We start from the raw sequence: 22851 nt of genomic DNA, 5'->3' as shown, positions 1-22851 counted from the left end.
CTGTGCGCGATCGTGGCGTGTGCGCTTCATAGACTGGAGGGATGCGAGCGCTCACCGAAGCAGACGTCCGTGCCAGCCTCGTCAACGCCGATGCCGACGAGCTGCGTGTCATGGAGATGCCGCACGACTTCGTGCTCACGGATTGGGACTACCTCGACTTCTTCGCCTGGCGCGACCCGTCCGTGGCGCGGCGCGGCTACGTGCTCGCGCAGATCGACGGCGGCATCGTCGGAGTCGTACTGCGCGCGACGGATCCCGGAAGGACGCGCTCGGGCATGTGCAACATCTGCCACTCGCTCCAGCCGGGCAATCAGGTCGCGCTCTTCTCCGCCAGAAGGGCAGGTGGGGCGGGTGCTCGAGGCGACAGCGTCGGCACCTACATCTGCGCCGACCTGTCCTGTCACGAGAACGTGCGTCTGGCCCATCCGCTCGCGCCCAACGAGATCCGCGCATCCGGTCAGGTCGACATGCGGCTGGACGGCACGCGTCGTCGCATGGAGGGGTTCGTGGCGAGCGTCGTCTCGGACGCCTGATCTCGCGCGGCCGCTCGCGCGATTACGCTGGACGGAACTGTCCTGCGCATCGAAGGAGACGCCATGAGCGACGCCATTCTGCTGTCCGTGTCCGAGGGGATGGCGCGGCTGACGCTCAACCGTCCGAGCCGGCTCAACGCGTTCAACGCCGACCTCGCGCACGCGTGGCGCGACGCGACCGTCGAGGCCACGACGCGGGAGGACGTGCGCGCGATCCTCGTCGATGCGGCCGGGCCGGCATTCTGCGCCGGGGGCGATGTCCTCGACATGGCGACCACGATGGGTTCGGGTGCGGACATCACCGCCCTGGCGGAGGTCATCAACGCCGGCATCCGCGCGCTCGTCGAATCGCACGTTCCCGTCGTGACGGCAGCGCACGGCACGACGGCGGGCGGCGGGCTGGGTATCCTGCTCAGCGGCGACTACGCGGTGGTCGGCGGCCGATCGAAGCTCGGCAGTCTGTACGCGAACATCGGACTCACGCCCGACCTGTCCGTCTCCGCCCAGCTCGCCCGTGCCGTCGGCGAGCGGCGCGCGCTGCAGCTGATCCTCCAGGACCGCCTGCTCTCGGCGCGCGAGGCTCTCGAATGGGGTCTCGTGGCCGAGATCGTCGAGGGCGCGGATGCCGCGGACGAGGCCGACCGGGTACGAACGCGTGCGGAGGAGATCGCCCGCTTCTGGCTCGCCGGTGCCGCAACCGCCTACGGGCAGGCCAAGCGACTCGTGCGGTCGCAGCCCTCGCGGACGTTCGCGGAGCAGCTCAGCGAGGAGGCGCGCTCGATCGGAGCCTCCTTCGATACGGCGGATGCGAAGGCGCGGGTCGCCGCGTTCGCGGCTGCGTCGGCCACGCGGGCCTGAGCCGGACGGCATCCCGCGCGGGTGGTTTCTCCCGCGCGTCGGACCGGCATGGCAGGATGAGAGCACGCAGGCCGACGAGAGGAACGCCATGTCGCAACCGGAGGAAGTCGCAGTCGCGAAGCCCAACGCATCGCTGCTGATCAGAGGGGCCATCTGGATCGCCATCGGCGCGCTGATCGCAGCTGCGCTGGTGTGCGTGGTGTGGGTGCTGATCGGGGATCAGGATGGTCTGATCGGCCGCGCCTTCCTGACGATCCTCCTGCTCGCCGGTTTCGCCGGGATCGCGATCCTGGAGGCGGGGCTCGCGCCCAACCGTCCGGATTGGCTGGCGCTGACCAGCATGATCACGTGGATCATCGCGCTGCTCGTCGGGGCGGTGAAGATCTGGCTGCCGGACGACACCGGCTACTTCGGCGGCGGTGCCGAGCGCTTCTTCCAGCTGCTGCTCGTGGTGGGCATCCTGCAGCTCGCGCTGCTGCACGTTCGCCTGTTCAAGCCCGCTGCCGAACGCTACGTCACCGTCTTCACACGGGTCATCTACTACCTCACGCTGGTGTTCCTCATCGCACTCGTTGGCATGCTGGTCTTCTTCCTGACCTTCCCGCACACGTTCACCTACAACGACCTCTACTGGCGGATCGTGGTGGCGCTCGCCATCCTCGCGGCGGTCGGGACCACACTGATCCCGCTGCTGAACGCGCTGTTCGCGCCGAAGAAGCAGAAGGCTCCTGTTCCCTCCCCGGCACAGCAATGGCCGACCTACGGCGACGGTGCGACCCCGCTGCCGGCGCTCGCCGACGGCACGCCGGATTGGAACGCGTACTACACCGGATACCCCACGGTGCAGGCTCAGCCGGCGCTCCCGGCGACGGCCTACGCGCAGGGATACTCGGAAGCGCAGGCGCCGGTCTGGCCCACGCAGGCTCAGGCGCCGGTCTGGCCCGTTCAGGAGCCGGCTCAGGCCTGGCCGGTTCAGGATGCCTCGGCATCGGCATCGGCGTCGGCGCCGCAGTGGTCGGCCGACCCGGACCAGGCCGGACATGCGCAGCCGGTCGCCGAGCAGGAGGTGCCGCAGGCACAGCCGCAGGCGCCCGAAGAGCTCGAGCAGCCGGTCGAGCCCGCACCCCCGCAGGCTCCGGCGCACGTCGATGAACCGCAGCAGCCGAGCGCATTCGCGCCGCCGCCCCCGGCGCCGCCCGCGCCACCTGTCGTTCCGCCCGCGGCCCCTCAGCAGTGAGCGCCGCGGGAATCGACGCCGCGCAGCTGCATGCGCTCGCGGTGGACATCGCCCGGGAGGCGGGCGAACTCGCGAAGATGCGTCGATCGGCCGGCGTCGCTCTCGCCGCGACGAAATCGACGCTGGCCGACATCGTCACCGAGGCCGATCGCGAGGTCGAGGAACTCATCCGCAAGCGTGTGGCCGCTGCACGTCCTGACGACGGCTTTCTCGGGGAGGAGTCCGGAGCCGATGCCGGTGGAACGGGTGTGACCTGGGTGGTCGACCCGATCGATGGCACCGTGAACTACGCCTACGGCATCCCGTCGTACAGCGTGAGCATCGCCGCAGTGCACGGATCCACAGAGCCGGGTCAATGGCAGGCTTTGGCCGCCGCGGTCTGCGCACCTGCGCTCGGTGAACTGTTCTCCGCGGAGCGTGGGGGAGGAGCCTGGCAGGACGGGCATGCTCTGCGCGTCACGTCGGAGGTTCCCGCCGGCGCGCTGCTGTCCACCGGATTCGGATACGACCCCGCGACGCACGACGGGGACCTGCAGACCGTCCGCGCCGTCATGCCGATCGCGCGCGACCTGCGCCGCGGAGGCTCCGCCGCTCTCGATCTCGCGTATGTCGCCGCCGGTCGCCTCGACGGTTATTTCGAGCGAGGGCTCAACGCCTGGGACTTCGCCGCCGGTGCGCTGCTCGTCGAAGAGGCGGGTGGTCGGGTGAGCCGACTCGACACCCAATCACCGCGCCCGATGCTGATCGCTGCGGGCATCGAGGTCCACGACCGCCTGAGCGCGATACTCGGCTGACGAAACCGGGATTCGCTCATGGCATTCTCAGCGACCACGTTGTAGTGTTTATCTATTCGTTACCTTCGTCCCCGAAGACGCAGGTGAGTAAGCGCCCCCGAGCTTGACCGAAAGATTCCCCGCTTTGCCCTTCGATACTTCCCCGGCTGAAAGTGTGCCCACGCGCCGCTCGAGCCGCCACCGCATCGCGGCTTCCGCGACCCCGGTGGACGAGGTGACCGCCGGTGAGATCCGAGTCGCTCCGGTTGAAGCAGCCGTCGCCGCGCCGCTTTCGCGACGAGCCGCCCGCCAACGCGCGACGCAACCGGTGCCGGTCCGATCCGCAGACGCTGAGACGCTCGCGCCCCCGGCGATCGATCTCTCCCCGATGCCGGCGAGCCGTCGATCGGCCCAGAACGCAGATGCGCCTGCCGTCCCCGCCGCCGACGTCCCCGTCGAGGCCATCCTGGCGGAATCCGTGGTCATCGTGACATCGCAGACCGGCCCGGTCGATGTGCCGGAACAGGTTCAGCCCGAGTCCGAGGCAGCCAGCGCCGCGGAGTCGGCAGGCGAGAGTCCGGTGGCGACCGAGGCGGCAGCGGACGAGGACCTCTTCACTGCGGCATCCCAGACCTTCCGCACCCAGACGAGCCCGATCGAAACGGCGCCCGAGCATCGCGAGGCGGACGCCGCTTCTGCGGAGCCTGCGGGCGAACTGCACGTCGCACCTCGTCGGGTTCGCCGATCGAAGGCGCGCAAGCTGGCTGCCGCCGGCGCGACGATCGGTGTGATGGGGATCGCCGGTCTGCTCGCCGTGTCGATGACTCTTCCTGCCGAGGCCGTCGCCGCGGCGCAAGGACTTCAGTCGACTTCGGCCATGTCGCTGGTGGCGCCGGGGACCGACGTCCCCGGGGGCGGTGCGTCCGACGAAGAGATCCAGGCGTATGTCGCATCCTCGGATGTCGCCGTCCCGAACCTGCAGCGCAGCGAGGACTACTCCACGGTCTCGCTCGTCGAGGTCGCGGCACAAGAGGGCATCCAGTACTCGGACTCGCTGTACACGAACGACCCCGAGGCCGCGATCCAGTGGCCGTTCAAGGTCGGTGTGGCCATGAGCTCGGGATACGGCCCGCGCAGGGGCCGTCTGCATGCCGGCATCGACCTGGTGCCGGGCAACGGCGCGCCCATCCAGGTGATCGCGGACGGCACGGTCCGCATCGCGACGGAGTCGGGCGGCGCCTACGGCGTGACCGTCTACGTCGACCACGTCATCGACGGCGAGCTCGTGACGAGCCATTACGCGCACATGCAGTTCGGTTCGTTGCGGGTCAAGGCGGGCGACAAGGTCGAGGTCGGGGACATCGTCGGGCTGGTCGGGAACACCGGCCGTTCGTACGGTGCGCACCTGCATTTCGAGATCATCATCAACGGCTCGACGGTCAATCCGCTGCCGTGGATGCAGGAGCACGCCGGACGCTACGACGGGGTCACCCCCGTTTCGTGAGAAGGCGCGAGATCTGGTATTCTCGTGTGGTTGCCTGAACACGGCGACAACGCCCCGATAGCTCAGTGGCAGAGCACTTCCATGGTAAGGAAGGGGTCGTCAGTTCAATCCTGACTCGGGGCTCGCAGCATTCGCTTTCGCGAGATGAATGCCTTGCGGCAGGGTAGCTCAGTTGGTGAGAGCGCACGACTCATAATCGTGAGGTCGCGGGTTCAAGCCCCGCTCCTGCTACAGATGAAAACCCCCGGTGAAGCCGGGGGTTTCGTCGTTTCCTGGCTCCCTCGGTCAGCCCGCTGCTGTCGCGATGATCGGTGGGTGCGTCCCGGCATCCTCGGGGTCGAACTCGGCGCCTCCGACCATGAAGATCCCGCGCTGAGGCATCCAGAAGTCTCCGAGCCGGGTCTGCTCGCTCAGGGGCGAGACCGCGCCGAGATCCTCACCGCGCAGGGAAGCGGACGCATCCTCGACGATCCACATCCGCTGCACGCGTGCCCTGAACAGTTGGCGGTTGGGGGTGCGACCGGTCATTCCGACTCGTCCCGCGCGCAGCGAAGGGCCGGCGACGGCGCCCAAGGCCGAGAGGAACACGCCGTTCCGCCAGAAACCCTCGGGAAGGGCGCTCGCCATACCGGACATCATGCGCGTCATTCCGGTCTCGGCGAGAACGACGTCCCAGCGCAGGTCGATGTCGTCCGCGATGCGCACCGTGAAGGCGAGGTCTCCTGTCCAGCCCACGGCGATCGAATGGACGGACGTGGACCGCAGCGCACTCCCGAAGTACCGGGGGCACGACAACTGCGGATCGATCGTCGTGTAGATCGTCCACGAGTCGTCTGGCGTACGCAACCACACGGATGTGTATCCGGGGCCGACAGAGGTGACGGGGAACCGTCGCAGGCCGAGAACGTACCCGGAACGGAACGGGAGGCTCATCAGTGCATAGCCGGAGAATCTCTCGGACGCACCGGGAGCGAGTTCGTCTTGCTGTTCGGCGACGGCTGCGGATTCGCGGGCGCTGGGCATGATGCCTCCGGTGCTGACGTTACTCCCGAACCGGCGCGGAGCACAGGGGATGTGTGCGCCTTTTCGCCGAGCCGTGCCCGCCGCTCGGTAGAGTTCTGAGCATGTCTGCGACAAAGGTGTTGTTCATCGGCGGAACCGGGATCATCTCCTCGGCGGCGAGTGCGCTCGCGGCCGAGCGGGGCATGGAGGTGACGCTGCTGAACCGCGGGCAGTCCCGACGCGCGCCGGCCGAAGGCGTCGAGGTGCTGACTGCGGACATCTCGGATGCCGCGGCCGTCGATGCCGCACTCGCCGGCCGTGAGTTCGACGTCGTGGCCGACATGATCGCGTTCACGCCGGAGCAGGTGCAGCGGGACATCGACCGCTTCGAGGGGCGCACAGGGCAGTACGTCTTCATCAGCTCGGCGTCGGCGTACCAGAAGCCGGTCGCGCGCCTCCCGATCACCGAATCCACGCCGCTGCGCAACCCGTATTGGCAGTACTCGCGCGACAAGATCGCCTGCGAAGACCTGCTCGCCGCCGCGTACCGGGACCGTGGTTTCCCCGTGACCGTGCTGCGGCCCTCGCACACCTACGACAAGTGGACGATTCCCGCCTTCGGCGGGTGGACGGCGATCGACCGCATCCGCCGAGGCGAGGAGATCGTCGTCCATGGTGACGGCACATCCCTGTGGACGCTCACGCACTCCCGGGACTTCGCCGTGGGGTTCGTCGGTCTGCTCGGAAACCCGCTCGCGTTCGGGGACACGTTCCAGATCACCAGCGACTTCGTCTACACCTGGAACGAGATCTACTCGATCCTCGGACGCGCCGCCGGCGCCGCGCCGCGGATCCGCTACGCGACCAGTGCCGCGATCGAGCAGGCCGCGCCGAACCGCGCCGGTCAGCTCACCGGCGACATGGCGCATTCCGTCGTATTCGACAACACGAAGATCCGAAGCGTGGTGCCCGACTACAACCCGACGACCGCGCTGCATCAGTCAGCACGAGAGATCATCGACTGGCACGATGCTCATCCCGAGCTGCAACGGGTCGACCCGGGGATGGACGCGCTGTTCGAACGGCTGCTCGCGTAAGAGCACGCGGGCGAGCAGCGCTGCCAGGGGCAGCGCTGCTCGAAGTGTCGCCTCAGACGATCGCCGCGCGGAGCGCCGCTGCCGCGGCCCCGACATCGGGCGCGCTGTAGATCGCGCTGCCGGCGACGGCGATGCGAGCACCCGATTCCTGGACGGCGGCGATGCTCGAGCTGTTGACGCCACCCGCGACCGAGAACGGCACGCCGGATGCCTCGCCGTCGCGGAGCAGCGTCTCGAACGTGAACCCGGCCTCGGCCTGCTCGTCCAGACCGGCATGCATCTCGACGAATTCGGCGCCGAGGCCGACGACCTGCTTCGCGCGGGTGGGCTTGTCGGCCACCCCGATCAGGTCGACGACGATCCCGCCGCCGTGCTTCTTCGCGGCCTTCACCGCCCCGATGATGGTGCTGTCACCGGCGCTGCCGAGCACGGTGACGAGGTCCGCACCTGCGGCGAAGGCGATCTCGGCCTCCAGCTCACCGGCATCCATCGTCTTCAGATCGGCTAACACGATCTTGTCCGGATGCGCCCGCTTGACGGCTGTGATGACGCTCAGCCCAGCGCTCTTGATCAGTGGCGTGCCGAGTTCGAGGATGTCGACGTACGGCGCCGCTGCAGCGGCGAGTTCGAGGGCGGCCTCGGTGGACAGCGTGTCCATGGCGAATTGGAGTTTCATGGGGTCCTTTCATCTTCTGCGGTCATTCGAGGTTCGAGTGTCGAGACCAGAGGACGTCTGCGTCCTGGCCCCTTCGGGCCCAGAGAGCATGGAAGAGCGCGTCGCCGATCACCATCACGGCCTGTTCGAAGAGGCTGCCCGCGTACTGCGCTGATGCCTTCCCTGAGCGGTCGAGCTTGCCCGCGGCGGGGACGACGATGGTGGTGCCGCCGGCAAGATGCGCCAGCGGAGAGTCGGCGTCGGTCGTGATCGCAACCACGCGGGCGCCGGTTTCCACGGCGGTCGCCGCGGCGCGAACGACGCCCGAAGTCGTGCCGGAACCGCTCGCCACCAGCAGCAGATCTCCCGACGCGATCGCCGGTGTCGTGACCTCTCCGACCACATGCACGGAGAGCCCGAGATGCATCAGGCGCATCGCCGTCATCCGCAGCGCAAGCCCGGAACGTCCGGCGCCGAGCGTGAAGATCCGCGGAGACTCGGCTACCAGATCGGAGACTCTCCCGAGCACCATCGGGTCGTCGCGGACGATGCGGGCGGTTATGGCGGTCAGCTCGCCCGCGATCAGATCGAGGGAGTGACCCATGCCTGCTTCCATCACGTCCATGCTGCAATCCTGGGCGGTGGCCGTCGCCGATGCCCCCACCCGACGGCATCGTTCGACCCACCCGAACCGGTGGGTAGGTCATGCTGGGTAGGTGACCGACTTCGAACAGCACTCGCTGTCCTCCTCGAGCATCCGCCGCCTGCATCAGGACCACACTCGCGCTCTCTCCGAACTGTCCGACCGCCACGCGGTCACGCTCGAGTCCCTGCTCGCGATCCTCCGCTCGTCGCGACTCGACGACCGCGCCGCGCGCACGATGGCGATCGACGCCGCGGCTGCTGCGCTGGTGCAGCTGCGGGTGACGAACGATCAGCAGCGGGACACTGTTCTGGAGCCGGTGGTCGGGGCGTTCGCGCGTCTGCAGTCGGACCTGCGGCCCCTCGAGCGGTTCGGCGACCTCGATGTGCAGTTCGTCGAGCCTCCCGCCACCGGCCGAGCGCTACCGGGCGAGGTGGCGCGAGCCGCCAGGGCGATCGTGCGGAATTCGGTTCTCGCGATCGTCGGCGACGGTGCCGCACGGCGCGTGCGCATCCAGTGGGACTGCGATGGATTGAATCTCCTGATCGGAATCAGGGATGACGGTCGCGGGCATCTCTCCGCTCGAGATGAGGTGCTGAGGCCGGCGGCGGAGCACGTGGTGTCTTTGAATGGCGAGCTCAGCGTCTCCTCGACCGAAGGCTGGGGCTCGGCCATCGAGATCCGGCTTCCGCTCGACCCGCCCGCAGTCCCGGAGCCCCTCGCCGAAGTCACCGAGCTCTCGGCCCGTGAGCGGGAGGTCCTGCGGCTGCTGGCGACGGGGTCTCGCAATCAGGAGATCGCGACATCACTGGGCATCAGTGCGAACACGGTCAAGTTCCACGTGTCCAATCTGCTGCGGAAGACGGGGACCCGCAGCCGGGCAGAACTGGCCGCGCTCGTGCGGTGACCACCCCGTAATTGTCGCTCTTGACAACTTATTCTTCTCGCGTCTACGCTTCAGAAAGTCTCGATCGGCGTTACGAAACTTTTAGCGCGGACGGGTGTACACAGCCACCATCTCGAAGAGGAGAATCATGGTTCGTTCTATGCGGAGGACAGCGTGGGTCCGCACGGCCGCGGCAGCGGGGGTGGTCGCGGCGCTCATCTCGACGAGCGCGTGCACCGCAGAGAGCAGCGATGCGGATGAGGTCGACATCGACGCGCAGTCGGTCGGCGCGATGGAGGACTTCACGGCAGATGAGCAGTTCACGGCCACCGAGCCCATCGACGTCTCGATGCTCTGGACCGACTGGCCCGAGGTCCCCGTCACGGACGACTGGGAGATCTTCGACGTCATCGAGGAGCGCACCGGCGTCACGATCGATCTGACCCACATCCCATTCAGCGACGCGACCGAGAAGCGGAGTCTGCTCATCTCGGCCGGCGATGCGCCGACCGTCATCCCGCTCGTCTACACGGGCGAAGAGGCGCCGTTCGTCTCCTCGGGCGCCGTGCTGCCGATGAGCGACTACGTCGAGCACATGCCGAACTTCCGGAAGTACGTCGAGGAGTGGGACCTCGGCGACATGATGGAGCGCCTCAAGCAGGCGGACGGCAAGTACTACATGCTCCCCGGCCTTCAGGAGGTATCGGTTCCGACCTTCTCCCTCATCATCCGCAAGGACGTCTTCGACGAGGTCGGCGCTCCGGAGCCGGAGACCTGGGAGGACCTGCGCACCGGCCTCGAGCTCATCAAGGCGAAGTACCCGGACTCCATGCCGCTGGCGGACGGATTCGAAGGCCAGTCGATGCTCAACTTCGCCGCGCACGCCTTCGGGACGCAGGCCGGATGGGGCTTCGGCGAAGGCACGATCTGGAACGAGGAGAAGGGCGAGCTCGAGTACGCGGGGACCAATGAGGGCTACCACGACATGGTCGAGTTCTTCCACGGTCTCGTCGAAGACGGTCTGCTCGACACCGAGTCGTTCACGGCATCCGATGCCGGTGGCGGAGCCGCCAACGTCGCCGAGAAGATGGCGAACGGCCAGGTCTTCGCGGCCTCGGGAGCGAGTGGCACGGTCAACGAGTTCGCGACCGCACTGGATGCCACGGAGGGGGCCGGCAACTATGAGCTCGTCCAGATCGCGCCTCCTGGTGGCGAGGCCGGGATGCTCGTGGAGCCGCGCAACTTCTGGAACGGCTTCATGCTGAGCTCCGACGTGGCGAAGTCGCCGAACTTCCTCGCGACGCTGCAGTTCCTCGACTGGCTGTACTACAACCCGGACGCCAACGAGCTGATCCGCTGGGGAGTCGAAGGCGAGACGTACGAGAAGGCCGCCGACGGCACCATCACGCTGAAGCCCGAGTTCTCCCTGGACGCCTTCAACATCAACCGCGGTGCTCCGACCGACATCAAGACGGACCTGGGCTGGTCCAGTGATGTGCTGGCCGGCTCCACCGAGTCGCGAGCGCTCAAGGAGTCGTACAACTCGCCGCAGTTCGTCGACTACGTCGACACGGTGCTCGAGAGCCGTACGCCGCGCGACCCGAGCCCGCCGGCGCCGCTCGACGAAGGCGAACTGGAGCAGGCTTCGCTGATGTCGACTCCGCTGTCGGATGCCGTGCGCACCGCCACCTTGCAGTTCATCCTCGGTGATCGTGACCTTTCCGAGTGGGACGCGTACGTGTCCGAGCTCGAGGCCGCAGGGCTGCCGAGCTACCTCGACCTCATCAACGGCGCCCGCGAGCGGTTCGCGGAGGAGAACGGCTGAGGCGCTTCCGGGCTGCCGACCAACGTCGGCGGCCCGGAACCCGTCGAGGACGACGACCATGACTTCAACGACGACTGACACGGCCGCGCCCGCGCAGCCGCACGACGATTCGCCACCGGGTGCGACCACCACCCGTGTCATCACCACCGCAGGGAAGCCATCGCGGCGTGCACGTCGTCAGGCGCGCACGCCGTGGCGCAAGGCTCTGCGCCGAGACTGGCAGCTCTACGCGCTCGCGCTGCTGCCGGTGATCTTCCTGTTGATCTTCCGCTACATCCCGATGCTCGGAAACGTCATCGCCTTCCGGAAGTTCCGCCCCGGCGGCAGCATCTTCGGCGAGGAGTGGGTGGGCCTGCGCTACGTGCAGATGTTCATCAACGATCCGGCGTTCTGGCACGTCTTCTGGAACACCGTCATCCTCGGCGGACTGACGCTGATCGTGACCTTCCCGTTGCCGATCATCCTGGCCTTGCTGCTGAACGAGGTGCGCAAGCGCTCGTTCAAGCGCATCGTGCAGTCGATCTCCTACCTGCCGCACTTCTTGTCCGTCGTGATCGTCGTCGGCATGGTGATGCAGCTGCTGTCGCTGCAGGGCACTGTGAACCAGGTCATCGAGGCGATGGGCGGCGAGGCGATCCCGTTCCTGCAGCGCCCCGAGTGGTTCCGGACGATCTACGTCGGATCCGAGGTCTGGCAGACGGTCGGCTGGGGGACCATCCTCTATCTCGCGGCTCTGACGACCATCGACGAGTCGCTGTACGAGGCCGCGCGCATCGATGGCGCGAACCGGATGCAGCAGATCTGGCACGTCACTCTTCCCGGCATCCGGCCGACGATGATCACGCTGCTCATCCTCAACATCGGCGCGTTCCTCAACGTCGGGTTCGAGAAGGTGCTGCTGCTGTACAACCCGCTCACCTACGAGACGGCCGATGTCATCTCGACGTACCTCTACCGAGTCGGCCTCGTGTCGAACAATCTCAGTTACGCCGCCGCGATCGGACTCTTCCAGGCCCTCATCGGTCTCGTCATGGTCCTCGGCGCGAACTTTCTATCCAGGAAGATGGTGGGAACGAGCCTGTGGTGACCATGACAGAGCGGCCGCCGACGCCGCCGAGAACCGTCGGCGTGAGGGACTCGGCCGGGTACCGCGCCTTCACGATCATCAACACGACGCTGCTCGTCGTGGTGTGCCTCACGATGCTCTATCCGTTCGTCACGGTGCTCGCCCAGTCGTTCAGCTCGCCGGGCGCGATCAAAGCGGGTCAGGTGAGCTTCTGGCCTGTCGAGTTCAACGTCGACACCTACGCGGCCGTGATGGGCAACGGCATGTTCTGGCGCAACTACGGCAACACCGTGCTCTACACCGTCGTCGGCACCGCCATCGCGATGGCGCTCACGACCACGTACGCGTACGTGCTGTCGAAGCATCATCTCCGCGGACGCGGAGTGCTCATCGGTGCGGCCGTCTTCACGATGTTCTTCAACGGCGGGCTCGTGCCGAACTATGTGCTGATCTCGTCGCTGGGGATGAAGAACACGATGTGGGCGATCGTGCTGCCCGGTGCGATCTCGGTGTTCAACCTGCTGGTGATGAAGTCGTTCTTCGAGAACCTCCCGCACGAACTCGAGGAGGCCGCCCAGATCGACGGCCTCGGTTGGTTCGGGATCTTCACGCGCATCGTTCTGCCGCTTTCGAAAGCCGTGATCGCGACCATGATCCTCTTCTACTCGGTGGCGTACTGGAACGACTGGTTCGGCGCGTTCCTCTATCTCGACAAGAACGAGCTGTTCCCGGTGACGCTGTTCCTGCGCAACATCATCGCGGGGGCTTCCACCGCGGCGACCGAGAGCGCGGCGGCGGGGGGCAGCGCCGCCGATCTGAATCCCAACATCCAGTCGGTCACGATGATCCTCACGGTGATTCCGATCCTGTGCATCTACCCGTTCGTGCAGCGCTTCTTCGTGTCCGGTGTCATGCTCGGCTCGGTGAAGGGATGACCGTGACCAACCGATTCGTCGATGAGGTCGGCACCGGCCACCTTTCTCGGGCGGCTGCGACCATCTACCGCTGGATGGTCCTGGCGGCCTTCCTCGCCCTGTGCGGTGCGCCGACCGTGCTGGCGTGGGTGGCGCTCGGTCTGACGGAGGGGGCGTCGCCGGTGCTCTACGTGGCTGCACTGCTCGCCGTCGCGCCAGCGCTGTCCGCCGCCCTGTTCGGTCAGCGCGCGTGGGCGGAGGAACCCGATCTCCGCCCCGCGCGTCCGCTGTGGCGCGGACTCGTGCGGAATGCGAAGGACGTGCTCGTCTGGTGGGCCCCGGTGCTCGCCGCCGCGGCCGTCCTCGTCGTGAACGTGCTCGCAGGTGATGCCGCTCCCGGCGGGGCGATCCTGCGGCCGATCGCCGTGGTCCTGCTGGTCGTCCTCCTGCTGTGGGCGGGCCATCTGCTCGTCGTGACGTCGTACTTCGCGTTCCGCACACGCGATGCGATGCGCATCGCCGCGGCCGAGTTCTTCACGCAGTGGCGCACGACCCTGGGCTTCGCGTCGCTGATGTTCGTGGCGGCCACGGTCGTGACACTCGCCTCCGAAGCCGTCCTCCTGCTGTGCGCGTGGGCGTTCGCACTCGTGCTGCGCGTGATCTCCAGGCCTGTCGAAACCGATGTGAAATCGAGGTTCACCCGATGACCGATGCCCTCACCGCTTCCCGCTATCGCCACCGCGAAGCGGATGCCAGCATTCTCGTCCTGGACGCCGACGGGCAGCCGTTGCGCGACCAGGACATCACCGTCGCCCAGGTCCGCCACGCGTTCGGGTTCGGCTGCACCGCTCCGGGAGCACCCGGTCTGGAGCAGGAGTGGCTCGATGTCTTCGACACCGCCACGCTCGCCTTCTACTGGGGGCGATACGAGCCCGAACCAGGGCGACCTGACGTCGCCGCGCTCACGCGCCGTGCCCGTGCGCTCGCCGAGCACGGCGTGCGGCTCAAGGGGCATCCGCTGGTCTGGCACACCGTCAAGGCGCCCTGGGTCGACCGGCTCCCGCTCGACGAGGCCGAGCGTGCGCTTCGTGGGCGGATCCGTCGTGAGGTCGGCGACTTCGCGGGGCTCATCGACTCGTGGGACATCGTCAACGAAGCAGTCATCATGCCCCGCTTCGAGAACGAACCGGACGGTGTGCGCAACGCGATCACGCGCCTGTGCGAGCAATACGGCCAGGTGGAGTTCATCCGGATGGCCGTCGACGAGGCGCGCTCCGTGAATCCCGATGCCGCACTCGTCCTCAACGACTTCGACCTCGGGCCGAAGTACGAGCGGTTGATCGAGCAGGTTCTGGACGCCGGCGTCCGTATCGACGCGATCGGGCTGCAGTCGCACATGCACAAGGGCTACCGCGGTGAGGAGTACGTGCACGAGGTGTGCGAGCGCTTCTCGCGTTTCGGTCTTCCGCTGCACTGGACCGAGACGTCGCTGCTGTCCGGCGACCTCATGCCGAAGCACATCGTCGACCTCAACGACCATGTCGTCGACGAATGGCCGTCGACGCCCGAGGGAGAAGCGCGGCAGGCCGACGAGATCGTCCGGCACTATCGCACTCTCGTCGAGCATCCGGCCGTCGCCGCGGTCACCTACTGGGGCTTCGACGACGCCACGGCGTGGCTGAACGCGCCGAGCGGACTCGTCCGCCGCGACGGCTCGCCGAAACCCGCCTACGACGCACTGCGCGACCTCGTGCGCGGGGAATGGTGGTACGGGGCGGTCGACGCCCGCACCGACGCGGATGGTCGCGTCGCGCTGCGCGCCTTCGCCGGCGATTTCGAGATCTCGGCTCATGAGGGCCGCGCCGTCGTGTCCGTGGGGGCGGGGGACTCGTCCGTCCGGGCTGTTCTGAACGGATGAGGATGCCGAGGAGCCGCGGTGTTTCGCGCGTAGGATGGGACGCATATTCCGGCGGGGAGAGAGACACAATGCCACGAGGCGGCGCGACGATCGCGACGATCGCGAAAGAAGTCGGCGTCTCGGTACCCACCGTCTCCCGTGTGCTCAACGGTCGCAGTGACGTCGCACCCGCGACGCGACGACGCGTCGAAGAGGCGCTGGCACGCCACGACTACCGCAAGCCGGTCGGAGCGTCCTCGCCGACCAAGGCGGACGGCCTGCTCGACCTCGTCTTCCACGAGTTCGGCAGCGCGTGGGCTCAGGAGATCATCGTCGGCGTCGAGAAGGCCGCCGCACCGCGAGGCGTCGGTGTGGTCCTCAGCGAGCTCGGCGGTTCGCACCGCCCACCGCAGGAGTGGATCGACAGCATCACATCCCGCGGTACCCGCGGCGTGCTGCTCGTGCTCTCGCGTCTCGACGACACGCAGCAGCGCCAGCTCACCGCGCGATCCATTCCCTTCGTCGTGCTCGACACCGACGGCGAGACGCCGGCAGGAGTCCCTACCGTCGGTTCGAACAACTGGAGCGGTGCGCTCTCGGCGACGCGGCATCTGATCGAACTCGGGCATCGCCGCATCGCCGTCATCTCGGGCCCCGAGGCGGTGCTGTGCAGCCGCGCCCGGGTCGACGGCTTCCGCAGCGCCCATGGCGAATCCGATCTCGAGGTCGACCCGTCGCTCGTCAAGTGGGGCACGTTCGAAGTCGCTGCCGGGTATGAGCACGGACTCGACCTCCTCGGCCGACCGGACCGCCCGACCGCGGTGTTCGCCGGCTCGGATTCGCAGGCGCTCGGTCTCATCCGCGCGGCGCATGAACTCGGGCTGCGGGTGCCGGCCGACCTCTCGATCGTCGGGTACGACGATCTGCCGCTGGCATCCTGGCTCGCGCCGTCCCTCACCACTGTGCGCCAGCCGCTCTCCGAGATGGCTGCCCTTGCGACGCAGATGCTCATCACGCTGTCGGACGGCGGAACGCTGGCGTCGCAGAAGGTGGAACTCGGCACCGAGCTGATCGTCCGTGAGTCGACGGCGCCGCCGGCGATGCAGCGATGAGAATCCGAAAACGAATCGAGCGAAGGAGCTGGATATGACGCGTCCGATCACCTTGTTCACGGGACAGTGGGCCGACCTGCCGTTCGAGGAGGTGGCACGGCTCGCGGGGGAGTGGGGCTACGACGGTCTCGAGATCGCCTGCTGGGGCGATCATCTCGACGTCTCCCGCTGGGACGACCAGGAGTACGTCCAAGGCCGGCTCGACATCCTGGCCCGCAACGGGTTGAAGGTGTGGACGATCTCGAATCACCTCGCCGGCCAGGCGGTGTGCGATGACCCGATCGATCAGCGCCACCGAGACGTCCTCAGCGACCGCGTGTGGGGCGACGGCGATCCGGAGGGCGTGCGTCAGCGCGCTGCCGAGGAGATCACGATGACGGCGCGCATGGCGGCGGCGCTCGGTGTGAAGACCGTCGTCGGATTCAGCGGCTCGTCGATCTGGAAGGGTGTGGCGATGTTCCCGCCGGCATCCGACGAGTGGATCGCCGCGGGCTACCAGGACTTCGCCGATCGCTTCCACCCGATTCTCGACGTGTTCGAGGAGGTCGGCGTGCGATTCGCGCTCGAGGTGCACCCGTCCGAGATCGCATACGACTACTGGACCGCCAAGGCGACCCTGGAGGCGATCGGCCACAGAGAGAGCTTCGGCATCAACTTCGACCCGTCGCACTTCATGTGGCAGCAGCTGGACCCGGTGGCGTTCGTACTGGACTTCGCCCCGCACATCTTCCATGTGCATGTGAAGGAGTCGATCACCAACCTGGACGGCCGCAACGGCGTACTCGGTTCGCACCTGCCGTGGGCGAATCCGCGGCGCGGGTGGACGTTCGTGTCGACCGCGCACGGCGAGGTGCCGTGGAACCCGCTGTTCCGTGCGCTCAACGCGATCGGCTACGACGGGCCGACGAGCGTCGAGTGGGAGGATGCCGGGATGGACCGCCTGCACGGCGCGCCCCAGGCGCTCGAGTTCGTGCGCGAGCTGAACGCGATCACGCCCCCGTCCGCGGCGTTCGACGCCGCCTTCTCGAGCAAGGACTGACGCGCACCGGCGGGCCGGGCAGCCCAGGCCCGCCGGTCGTCGTCATCCTCGGAACGCGTCGGCGTTCTCTCGAGCCCACTGCGCGAACGTGCGCCCCGGCTGACCGGTGAGGCGCGTGACCGTGTCCTGGACGATCTGACCGACCTGCGGCGGGTTCTTCGCCAGCTCGACGCCGAAGGCGACGTACTCCTCGCCATAGTCGAGTGAACGCAGCCGCTCCCGTTCCTCGTCCTCGGTGAGATGGATCCACTCGACCGTCTCGCCCAGCGCCGCTCCGATGCGCGCAGCACGCTCGGCCGGCGTCAGCGCCTCAGGCCCGGTCAGATAGTAGACCTGGCCGTCGTGCCCGTCCTGCGTGAGCAGGACGATCGCGACCGCAGCGATGTCATCGGCGTGGATCATCGCGCTCGGCCAGTCGGCGAGGGTTCGGACCCGCCGATGCTGCGCGACCTCCGGAGTCCAATCGAAGGTGTTCGTCATGTACTCGACCGGCGCGAGCTGAGCCCACGGGATGCTTCCCGCGCGCAATGCCGGCTCGAGCGTGCTCTCGAACCAGCCGCCGAGCACGCTGATGCGCCGGACCCCGGATGCCTCGGCCAGGGCCACGAGCTCCGTGCCGTTGTGCAGCGGCGCGCCGGTCGCCCCGTCGAAGGTGATGAAGTGCACTGCCTCGCACCCGTCCATGGCAGCGCGCATGCTGTCGAGGTCGGTCAGGTCGCCCTGTACGGCGACGACGCCCTCGGGGAACTGCGCCTGCTCGGGGTGGCGCGTCAGCGCGCGGACGCTCTCGCCTCGTTCGGCCAGCTGCGCCACGATGCGTCGCCCCACGTTCCCCGTAGCTCCGGTCACCAGAATCGTCATGAGGAGTCCTTTCGTTGGTTGAGGACTTCAGTCTTTCGCGCATTCAGGACACATCCTGTCCGCAATGAAAATCGGCCTCAGATGATCTCGACCGCACGTCCGTGACCGGTCACAACCATGGCAGGATCGGACCCATGACTCTCGCGCCTGCCCGTCTCGAAGATGTGACCGTTCAGGATCCGTACCTGCGCAATGCCGCCGACCGGACGCTCGGGTACGTCCTGAGCCTGGACCCCGAGCGGCTGCTGTTCTCCTTCTACCGTCTCGCCGGTCTGCCGCCGACGACGGCCGAGGGCTACGGCGGCTGGGAGCGCGAAGAAGGGACCCGCTTCCAGGGGCACTTCTTCGGACACGTCATCTCCGCGCTGGCGCAGGCATACGCCTCGAGCGAGGATGTCGAGACCCGCGACGAGATCCTCGATCGTCTCGGAGCGGCCGTCCTCGGCCTCGATCGATGCCAGCAGGCCTATGCCGCAGCCCACCCGGATGCCGTCGGCTACGTCTCCCCGTTCCCGCCTGAGCTGCTGCCCAGCGGCGGAGACGGGCTGCTCGTGCCGTTCTACAACCTGCACAAGGTGCTCGCCGGACTGCTCGACGCCCACCGCTACGCTCCGGCCCGGATCGGCGACGTCGCGCTGCGCGTCGCGAGCGGTTTCGGCACCTGGGTCGAGACGTACGCCACGTCGCTGGAAGACCCGACCCTCATCCTCGACACAGAGTACGGCGGGATGAACGAGGCTCTCTACCGGCTTCATGCGATCACCGGGGATCCGGTTCATCGCCGCGCGGCCGAGCGGTTCGACGCGACGGAACTGTTCCGTCGGCTCGCAGCCGGCGACGACGTGCTGGCCGGACGGCACGCGAACACGACCATCCCGAAGCTGGTCGGCGCGCTCAAGCGATACACCGTCCTGGCCGCCGATGACCTGAACGACGTCGAGCGCGCGCAGCTCGACATGCACCGCGCCGCCGCCGAGAACTTCTGGCGGATCGTCGTCGACGACCACACCTACGCCAACGGCGCGAACAGCCAGTCCGAGCATTTCCACGCCGCCGGCACCCTGTTCGAACGCGCCAACAACGGCGCCGTCACGGGGTACGGCGAGAACTCCACGGCCGAGGGCTGCAACGAGTACAACATGCTCAAGCTCAGTCGCGCGCTGTTCGCGCTGACGGGCGAGGTCCGTTATGCGGATTACGACGAGGTCGCGTTCGTCAACAGCATCCTGGCGTCCCAGAATCCGGAGACGGGCATGGTGACGTACTTCCAGCCGCAGCGTGCCGGCTACGCGAAGGTGTTCGGTGAGCCGTACGACCAGTTCTGGTGCGACCACGGCACCGGTATCGAGAGCTTCACCAAGCTGGGCGATGGCATCTATGCATTCGCGGAGGACGCCGTCGTCGTCAATCAGTTCCGCTCGAGCGAGCTGCGCTGGCTCGAGCGCAACCTTCGCCTCACGCAGGTGGCCGATGTGCCGCGTGCGGAGTCGGTGCGCGTGCGGATCGACCGTCTCGACGAGGCGGGTCCGTCGGCGCAGGTGATGCTGCGCCTGCGTGTGCCGTCCTGGATCGCCGATGCGCCGACGCTGAAGGTCAACGGTCGACTCACCCCGGCAGAGGCCGAGAACGGGTACCTCGCCGTCGCGGTGTCGGCGGGCGATGAGGTCGAGTACACGCTGCCGGCCGCGGTGCGCATCTCGGACGGGACGGAGAACGAGAACTGGGTCGCCTTCGCGTACGGGCCGGTGCTGCTCGCGACCGCACTCAGTCGCGAGAACGTCGATGCGAGCTACACCGCCGGCGTGCTGGTGCAGATGGGCGTCGCGGATCCCTCGCTCACGGGCGAGGTCGTCGTCGAAGACCCCGCCGACTGGAAGCGCTCGATCACCGAGAACCTCGTGCGTCTCCCCGACGGACCGGGGGCGACCGGCGCCTCGACCATGCGCTTCGCCCTGCGCAATACCGACGAGACGTCGGCCGCCCTCATCTGGGAGCCGTACTTCAGCCTCCACGGCGTCCGATACGCCACCTACGTGACGCTGGTGGAGCGCGGAGCCCGCGGAGCCGAATCGGATGCCGCGGCGACCGGCTCCGCCGTGATCGACGCCCTGACCTCCTTCGACAACAACAACTCGGAGGCGGACAAGAATCACCGTTTCCACCGCTCGTCCGTGGGCGTCCGGGACGGCGCGCAGTACCGGGAGGCGGCCGCCGGGACGGACGCGTTCTTCGAGTACGACCTGATCGTCGACCCGACCGCCGCGAGCAATCGGCTCGGCATCCGGTACAGCGGTCAGGATGCCGGCCGCACCTTCGACGTGCTGCTGAACGGGGTGCTGTGGCGGAGGGAGACCGTCGAGGACCCGCGCGGCGACGGCACGCTGTACGAGCGGATCGACGAGGTCCCTCGGGAGCTCCTCGCGGCCGGCGGCTTCAAACGCGACCAGCACGGCGGGTTCGCCCTGGATGCCGACGGACACCGCATCCCGACCGTCACCGTTCGGTTCCAGAGCGCCGGCACGTCACCGGTCGGCGGCGTCTTCGGGGTCTGGACGGAGCGTCTCCTCGCTCGCTGAGCGCCCGAGGCTCAGGCGACCGCGCGCAGACCCTCGACGAGCGGAGTCGTCGGGCGGCCGATCAGGCGCGCGAGCGTCCCGTCGGTCTCGGCCAGGGCGCCATCGCGGATGCCGGCATCCAACGCCGTGACGAAGCCGATCGTGCCGGCATCCAACCCGGCGTTCTCGAGCGCCGAAGCGTGCTCCTCGGTCGACAGGGCGCGGTACTCGACGGGGCGTCCCGAGACTTCCGCGATGGCGGAGGCGAGGTCCGCGTAGTTCCACGCGACATCGCCACCGAGCTCGTACACCTCGCCGAGGTGGCCGTCCTCGAGCAGCGCGACGGCCGCGGCATCCGCGAAGTCCGCCCGGCTCGCCGCAGCGACCCGTCCGTCGCCGACGCTCGCGACGAGCACTCCGGTCGCGGCGGCCTGTGCCAGGTCACCGGCGTAGTTCTCGATGTACCAGTTGTTGCGCAGGATCACGGCGGGCACACCCGATGCGGCGATGAGCTCCTCGGTCGCCTTGTGCTCGGGGGCGAGGACGAGGTCGCTCGTGGTCGCCTTCGGCGCGCTGGTGTAGACGAGCTTCGCGACGCCGGCATCCTTCGCGGCGTCGATGACGGCCTTGTGCTGGTCGACGCGTCGGCCGACCTCGGAACCGGAGATGAGCAGCACGGCGTCGACGCCGGCGACGGCAGCGGTGACGGTGTCAGGACGGTCGTAGTCGAGTTCGGTGACGCGCACGCCGAGGTCCGCGAAGGCCGAGGCCTTCGCGGTGTCGCGCGCACCGGCGACGATCGACGCAGGATCGGCGCCGCGGGCGATGAGGCTGTCGATGACGAGACGACCGAGGTTTCCGGTGGAGGCGGTGACGAGGATGGTCATGAGGTGTCCTTTCGTGATGACCCTCTGCACAACTCACCCGTGGCCCGGAGCCTTCCCGATCGCGGGTACCCACTTTGAAGTAAGGTACCCACATGACGGTTAGTTTTGCGCAGATCAGGGCGGCAACACCCGGTGTCTTCGAAGAGGGATGCGGCACGCGGGTCGTCCTCGACCACGTCATGAGCAAGTGGGGCGTCCTCGTGCTGTCCGCCCTCTCCGATGGGACGCTGCGGTGGGGCGAGCTGCGGCGCACCGTTGTGGGCATCAGCGAGAAGATGCTCGGTTCGACTCTGCGCACGCTCACCGAGGACGGACTCGTGCATCGCGAATCGCTGCCGACCGTGCCGCCGCACGTCGAGTACAGCCTCACTCCGCTCGGGCGCGACCTGATGGAGCGGATGCTGCCGCTGGTCGAGTGGGTGGCCGAGAACTCGGATCGGATGCTCGGGCGGTCCTGAACGGGTGGTCGACCGTTGACTCGGGTCTGCGCATTACGCGTCATTACCGTGCGAATCGGCTTCAGCATCGCCACGTGATTCACTCGCTCTCGTGATTGATTCCCGTGCGAAGAGCAAGTTCCTGTCCGTCCTCGGCATCCTGGCAGCCGGTGCGCTGACGCTGTCGATGTCGGCGTGCGCCGGATCATCCGATCCCGCAGGCGGCGGCGACGCGGACAGCAGCACGATCGTCATCGGCGCCGACGACGGCACCGAGGCGCACTGGACGATCCTCAAGGACAAGCTGGCCGACGAGGGCATCACGCTCGAGGTGCGGACCATCAACGACGGCGTGCAGCTGAACCAGGGCGTGCAGGACGGCGAGCTGGACGTCAACCTCTTCCAGCACCTGATCTTCCTGTCCGAGTTCAACGTCAACAGCGAAGGAACGCTCGTGCCGGTCGGCGCGACCGCCCTCTATCCGCTGGCGCTCTACTCCGAGGAGTACTCGAGCATCGAAGAGCTCCCCGATGGGGCGACGGTCGCCGTGCCGAACAACCCCACCAACCTCGCTCGTGCCCTGCTGAACCTGCAGAAGGCCGGTCTGCTCGAGCTGAAGGACGGCGGCAACAGCCTGTCCGGTCCCGAGGACATCGTCGAAGGCGCCGTCGAAGTGCTCCCTGTCGACACGAACCAGACCGTCGCCGCGCTCAAGGACGGCAGCGCGCAGGCCGCCGTCGTGAACAACACCCAGGCGCAGAAGGGTGGTCTCGGCGACGACCTGATCATCTTCAAGGAGGACCTCGACGACCCGGAGCTCGCGCCGTACATCAACGCGTTCGTGGTCCGCGAGGATCAGGCCGACGACCCGCGGTGGGCAAAGCTCGTCGAGGCGTACCACAGCCCCGAGGTCGAGGAAGCGGTGACCGAGCTGAACCAGGGCAACCTGCAGTTCAAGGGCGACTGGTCCGCCGAGGACCTGCAGGCCGAGCTGACGTCGCTCGAGGACCAGCTGCGAGCGACCGACGAGTGACGTCGCAGACGGGCGTCTCCGAGCGGCTTCGACGCAA

Annotated in this window: 22 protein-coding genes and 2 tRNA genes; 19 read left to right on the top strand and 5 right to left on the bottom strand. The window is 67.7% G+C overall.

Annotated elements, in window-relative coordinates:
- The first annotated feature begins 41 nt into the window (after positions 1-41).
- The 7 genes from ACFCYE_RS09835 (at position 42) to ACFCYE_RS09805 (ending at position 5136) form a co-directional block, all read left to right on the top strand.
- Positions 42-533 (top strand): FBP domain-containing protein, encoded by a 492-nt coding sequence (locus ACFCYE_RS09835; protein ID WP_376178321.1) that lies wholly within the window; start codon positions 42-44, stop codon positions 531-533.
- Positions 534-596: 63 nt separating this feature from the next.
- The gene (locus ACFCYE_RS09830; protein WP_376178319.1) at positions 597-1391 is read left to right on the top strand and encodes an enoyl-CoA hydratase/isomerase family protein; all 795 of its coding nucleotides are present in this window, start codon (positions 597-599) and stop codon (positions 1389-1391) included.
- 88 nt (positions 1392-1479) lie between these two features.
- Complete coding sequence (locus ACFCYE_RS09825) at positions 1480-2628, top strand: hypothetical protein (protein WP_376178317.1); 1149 nt, start codon at positions 1480-1482, stop codon at positions 2626-2628.
- Positions 2629-2639: 11 nt separating this feature from the next.
- A complete protein-coding gene (locus ACFCYE_RS09820) occupies positions 2640-3422 on the top strand; it encodes an inositol monophosphatase family protein (protein ID WP_376178988.1) in 783 nt (260 codons plus the stop codon).
- Between the two features lie 154 nt (positions 3423-3576).
- Complete coding sequence (locus ACFCYE_RS09815; protein ID WP_376178316.1) at positions 3577-4905, top strand: M23 family metallopeptidase; 1329 nt, start codon at positions 3577-3579, stop codon at positions 4903-4905.
- Positions 4906-4956: 51 nt separating this feature from the next.
- Positions 4957-5028 (top strand) — tRNA-Thr (locus tag ACFCYE_RS09810).
- 34 nt (positions 5029-5062) lie between these two features.
- A tRNA-Met gene (locus ACFCYE_RS09805) sits at positions 5063-5136 on the top strand.
- Between the two features lie 54 nt (positions 5137-5190).
- On the opposite strand, the gene ACFCYE_RS09800 is transcribed toward ACFCYE_RS09805, so the two are convergent.
- On the bottom strand, positions 5191-5928 hold the full coding sequence (locus tag ACFCYE_RS09800; protein ID WP_376178314.1) for a hypothetical protein: 738 nt from the start codon (positions 5926-5928) through the stop codon (positions 5191-5193).
- A 101-nt stretch (positions 5929-6029) separates the two neighbouring features.
- Here ACFCYE_RS09800 and ACFCYE_RS09795 point away from each other — a divergent pair, with 101 nt between their 5' ends.
- Positions 6030-7004: an NAD-dependent epimerase/dehydratase family protein gene (locus ACFCYE_RS09795; RefSeq protein ID WP_376178312.1), complete on the top strand. Its 975-nt coding sequence runs from the start codon at positions 6030-6032 to the stop codon at positions 7002-7004.
- 52 nt (positions 7005-7056) lie between these two features.
- Here ACFCYE_RS09795 and hxlA read toward each other — a convergent pair whose 3' ends face one another.
- Both hxlA and hxlB read right to left on the bottom strand, forming a co-directional pair.
- Positions 7057-7680 carry a 3-hexulose-6-phosphate synthase gene (gene hxlA, locus ACFCYE_RS09790; protein WP_376178311.1) on the bottom strand — a complete coding sequence of 208 codons (624 nt, stop codon included), beginning with the start codon at positions 7678-7680 and terminating at the stop codon, positions 7057-7059.
- Positions 7681-7702: 22 nt separating this feature from the next.
- Complete coding sequence (gene hxlB, locus ACFCYE_RS09785) at positions 7703-8284, bottom strand: 6-phospho-3-hexuloisomerase (protein WP_376178309.1); 582 nt, start codon at positions 8282-8284, stop codon at positions 7703-7705.
- 91 nt (positions 8285-8375) lie between these two features.
- Between hxlB and ACFCYE_RS09780 the strand changes: the two genes are divergently transcribed.
- The 8 genes from ACFCYE_RS09780 to ACFCYE_RS09745 all read left to right on the top strand — a co-directional run bounded on the left by ACFCYE_RS09780 (position 8376) and on the right by ACFCYE_RS09745 (position 17041).
- Positions 8376-9209: a LuxR C-terminal-related transcriptional regulator gene (locus ACFCYE_RS09780; RefSeq protein WP_376178307.1), complete on the top strand. Its 834-nt coding sequence runs from the start codon at positions 8376-8378 to the stop codon at positions 9207-9209.
- A gap of 139 nt (positions 9210-9348) precedes the next feature.
- Positions 9349-11013 carry an extracellular solute-binding protein gene (locus ACFCYE_RS09775; protein WP_376178305.1) on the top strand — a complete coding sequence of 555 codons (1665 nt, stop codon included), beginning with the start codon at positions 9349-9351 and terminating at the stop codon, positions 11011-11013.
- Between the two features lie 58 nt (positions 11014-11071).
- Complete coding sequence (locus ACFCYE_RS09770; RefSeq protein ID WP_376178304.1) at positions 11072-12100, top strand: ABC transporter permease; 1029 nt, start codon at positions 11072-11074, stop codon at positions 12098-12100.
- Positions 12101-12102: 2 nt separating this feature from the next.
- Positions 12103-13014 (top strand): carbohydrate ABC transporter permease, encoded by a 912-nt coding sequence (locus tag ACFCYE_RS09765; protein ID WP_376178986.1) that lies wholly within the window; start codon positions 12103-12105, stop codon positions 13012-13014.
- Complete coding sequence (locus tag ACFCYE_RS09760; RefSeq protein ID WP_376178303.1) at positions 13011-13700, top strand: hypothetical protein; 690 nt, start codon at positions 13011-13013, stop codon at positions 13698-13700. Before ACFCYE_RS09765 ends, ACFCYE_RS09760 begins: the two co-directional genes overlap by 4 nt.
- Complete coding sequence (locus ACFCYE_RS09755) at positions 13697-14911, top strand: endo-1,4-beta-xylanase (protein WP_376178302.1); 1215 nt, start codon at positions 13697-13699, stop codon at positions 14909-14911. Before ACFCYE_RS09760 ends, ACFCYE_RS09755 begins: the two co-directional genes overlap by 4 nt.
- Positions 14912-14979: 68 nt before the next feature.
- A complete protein-coding gene (locus ACFCYE_RS09750; protein ID WP_376178300.1) occupies positions 14980-16002 on the top strand; it encodes a LacI family DNA-binding transcriptional regulator in 1023 nt (340 codons plus the stop codon).
- Positions 16003-16036: 34 nt separating this feature from the next.
- Positions 16037-17041, top strand: coding sequence for a sugar phosphate isomerase/epimerase family protein (locus ACFCYE_RS09745; protein ID WP_376178298.1), 1005 nt, complete (start codon positions 16037-16039; stop codon positions 17039-17041).
- A 42-nt stretch (positions 17042-17083) separates the two neighbouring features.
- Here the strand turns inward: ACFCYE_RS09745 and ACFCYE_RS09740 are convergent, their stop codons facing one another.
- Positions 17084-17902, bottom strand: coding sequence for an SDR family oxidoreductase (locus ACFCYE_RS09740; RefSeq protein ID WP_376178296.1), 819 nt, complete (start codon positions 17900-17902; stop codon positions 17084-17086).
- Between the two features lie 134 nt (positions 17903-18036).
- Between ACFCYE_RS09740 and ACFCYE_RS09735 the strand changes: the two genes are divergently transcribed.
- On the top strand, positions 18037-20478 hold the full coding sequence (locus ACFCYE_RS09735; RefSeq protein ID WP_376178295.1) for a beta-L-arabinofuranosidase domain-containing protein: 2442 nt from the start codon (positions 18037-18039) through the stop codon (positions 20476-20478).
- Between the two features lie 11 nt (positions 20479-20489).
- On the opposite strand, the gene ACFCYE_RS09730 is transcribed toward ACFCYE_RS09735, so the two are convergent.
- A complete protein-coding gene (locus tag ACFCYE_RS09730) occupies positions 20490-21344 on the bottom strand; it encodes an SDR family oxidoreductase (RefSeq protein ID WP_376178293.1) in 855 nt (284 codons plus the stop codon).
- Between the two features lie 92 nt (positions 21345-21436).
- On the opposite strand from ACFCYE_RS09730, the gene ACFCYE_RS09725 reads away from it, so the two are divergent.
- A complete protein-coding gene (locus ACFCYE_RS09725; protein ID WP_376178292.1) occupies positions 21437-21802 on the top strand; it encodes a winged helix-turn-helix transcriptional regulator in 366 nt (121 codons plus the stop codon).
- A gap of 91 nt (positions 21803-21893) precedes the next feature.
- Complete coding sequence (locus ACFCYE_RS09720) at positions 21894-22814, top strand: MetQ/NlpA family ABC transporter substrate-binding protein (RefSeq protein ID WP_376178291.1); 921 nt, start codon at positions 21894-21896, stop codon at positions 22812-22814.
- Positions 22815-22851 lie beyond the last annotated feature (37 nt).

This window comes from Microbacterium sp. NPDC056234, from assembly GCF_042267585.1.
Lineage (GTDB): Bacteria > Actinomycetota > Actinomycetes > Actinomycetales > Microbacteriaceae > Microbacterium.
Note: the sequence above shows the minus strand (reverse complement) of the source record. Positions and strands in the feature narration are given on the sequence as shown.

Bases quoted from the DNA above. Each gene is read 5' to 3' on its own strand.
- ACFCYE_RS09835 (WP_376178321.1), top strand. From the start codon at position 42: ATGCGAGCGCTCACCGAAGCAGACGTCCGTGCCAGCCTCGTCAACGCC.
- ACFCYE_RS09830 (WP_376178319.1), top strand. From the start codon at position 597: ATGAGCGACGCCATTCTGCTGTCCGTGTCCGAGGGGATGGCGCGGCTG.
- ACFCYE_RS09825 (WP_376178317.1), top strand. From the start codon at position 1,480: ATGTCGCAACCGGAGGAAGTCGCAGTCGCGAAGCCCAACGCATCGCTG.
- ACFCYE_RS09800 (WP_376178314.1), bottom strand. From the start codon at position 5,928: ATGCCCAGCGCCCGCGAATCCGCAGCCGTCGCCGAACAGCAAGACGAA.
- ACFCYE_RS09795 (WP_376178312.1), top strand. From the start codon at position 6,030: ATGTCTGCGACAAAGGTGTTGTTCATCGGCGGAACCGGGATCATCTCC.
- hxlA (WP_376178311.1), bottom strand. From the start codon at position 7,680: ATGAAACTCCAATTCGCCATGGACACGCTGTCCACCGAGGCCGCCCTC.
- hxlB (WP_376178309.1), bottom strand. From the start codon at position 8,284: ATGGACGTGATGGAAGCAGGCATGGGTCACTCCCTCGATCTGATCGCG.
- ACFCYE_RS09775 (WP_376178305.1), top strand. From the start codon at position 9,349: ATGCGGAGGACAGCGTGGGTCCGCACGGCCGCGGCAGCGGGGGTGGTC.
- ACFCYE_RS09770 (WP_376178304.1), top strand. From the start codon at position 11,072: ATGACTTCAACGACGACTGACACGGCCGCGCCCGCGCAGCCGCACGAC.
- ACFCYE_RS09765 (WP_376178986.1), top strand. From the start codon at position 12,103: ATGACAGAGCGGCCGCCGACGCCGCCGAGAACCGTCGGCGTGAGGGAC.
- ACFCYE_RS09760 (WP_376178303.1), top strand. From the start codon at position 13,011: ATGACCGTGACCAACCGATTCGTCGATGAGGTCGGCACCGGCCACCTT.
- ACFCYE_RS09755 (WP_376178302.1), top strand. From the start codon at position 13,697: ATGACCGATGCCCTCACCGCTTCCCGCTATCGCCACCGCGAAGCGGAT.
- ACFCYE_RS09750 (WP_376178300.1), top strand. From the start codon at position 14,980: ATGCCACGAGGCGGCGCGACGATCGCGACGATCGCGAAAGAAGTCGGC.
- ACFCYE_RS09745 (WP_376178298.1), top strand. From the start codon at position 16,037: ATGACGCGTCCGATCACCTTGTTCACGGGACAGTGGGCCGACCTGCCG.
- ACFCYE_RS09740 (WP_376178296.1), bottom strand. From the start codon at position 17,902: ATGACGATTCTGGTGACCGGAGCTACGGGGAACGTGGGGCGACGCATC.
- ACFCYE_RS09735 (WP_376178295.1), top strand. From the start codon at position 18,037: ATGACTCTCGCGCCTGCCCGTCTCGAAGATGTGACCGTTCAGGATCCG.
- ACFCYE_RS09730 (WP_376178293.1), bottom strand. From the start codon at position 21,344: ATGACCATCCTCGTCACCGCCTCCACCGGAAACCTCGGTCGTCTCGTC.
- ACFCYE_RS09725 (WP_376178292.1), top strand. From the start codon at position 21,437: ATGACGGTTAGTTTTGCGCAGATCAGGGCGGCAACACCCGGTGTCTTC.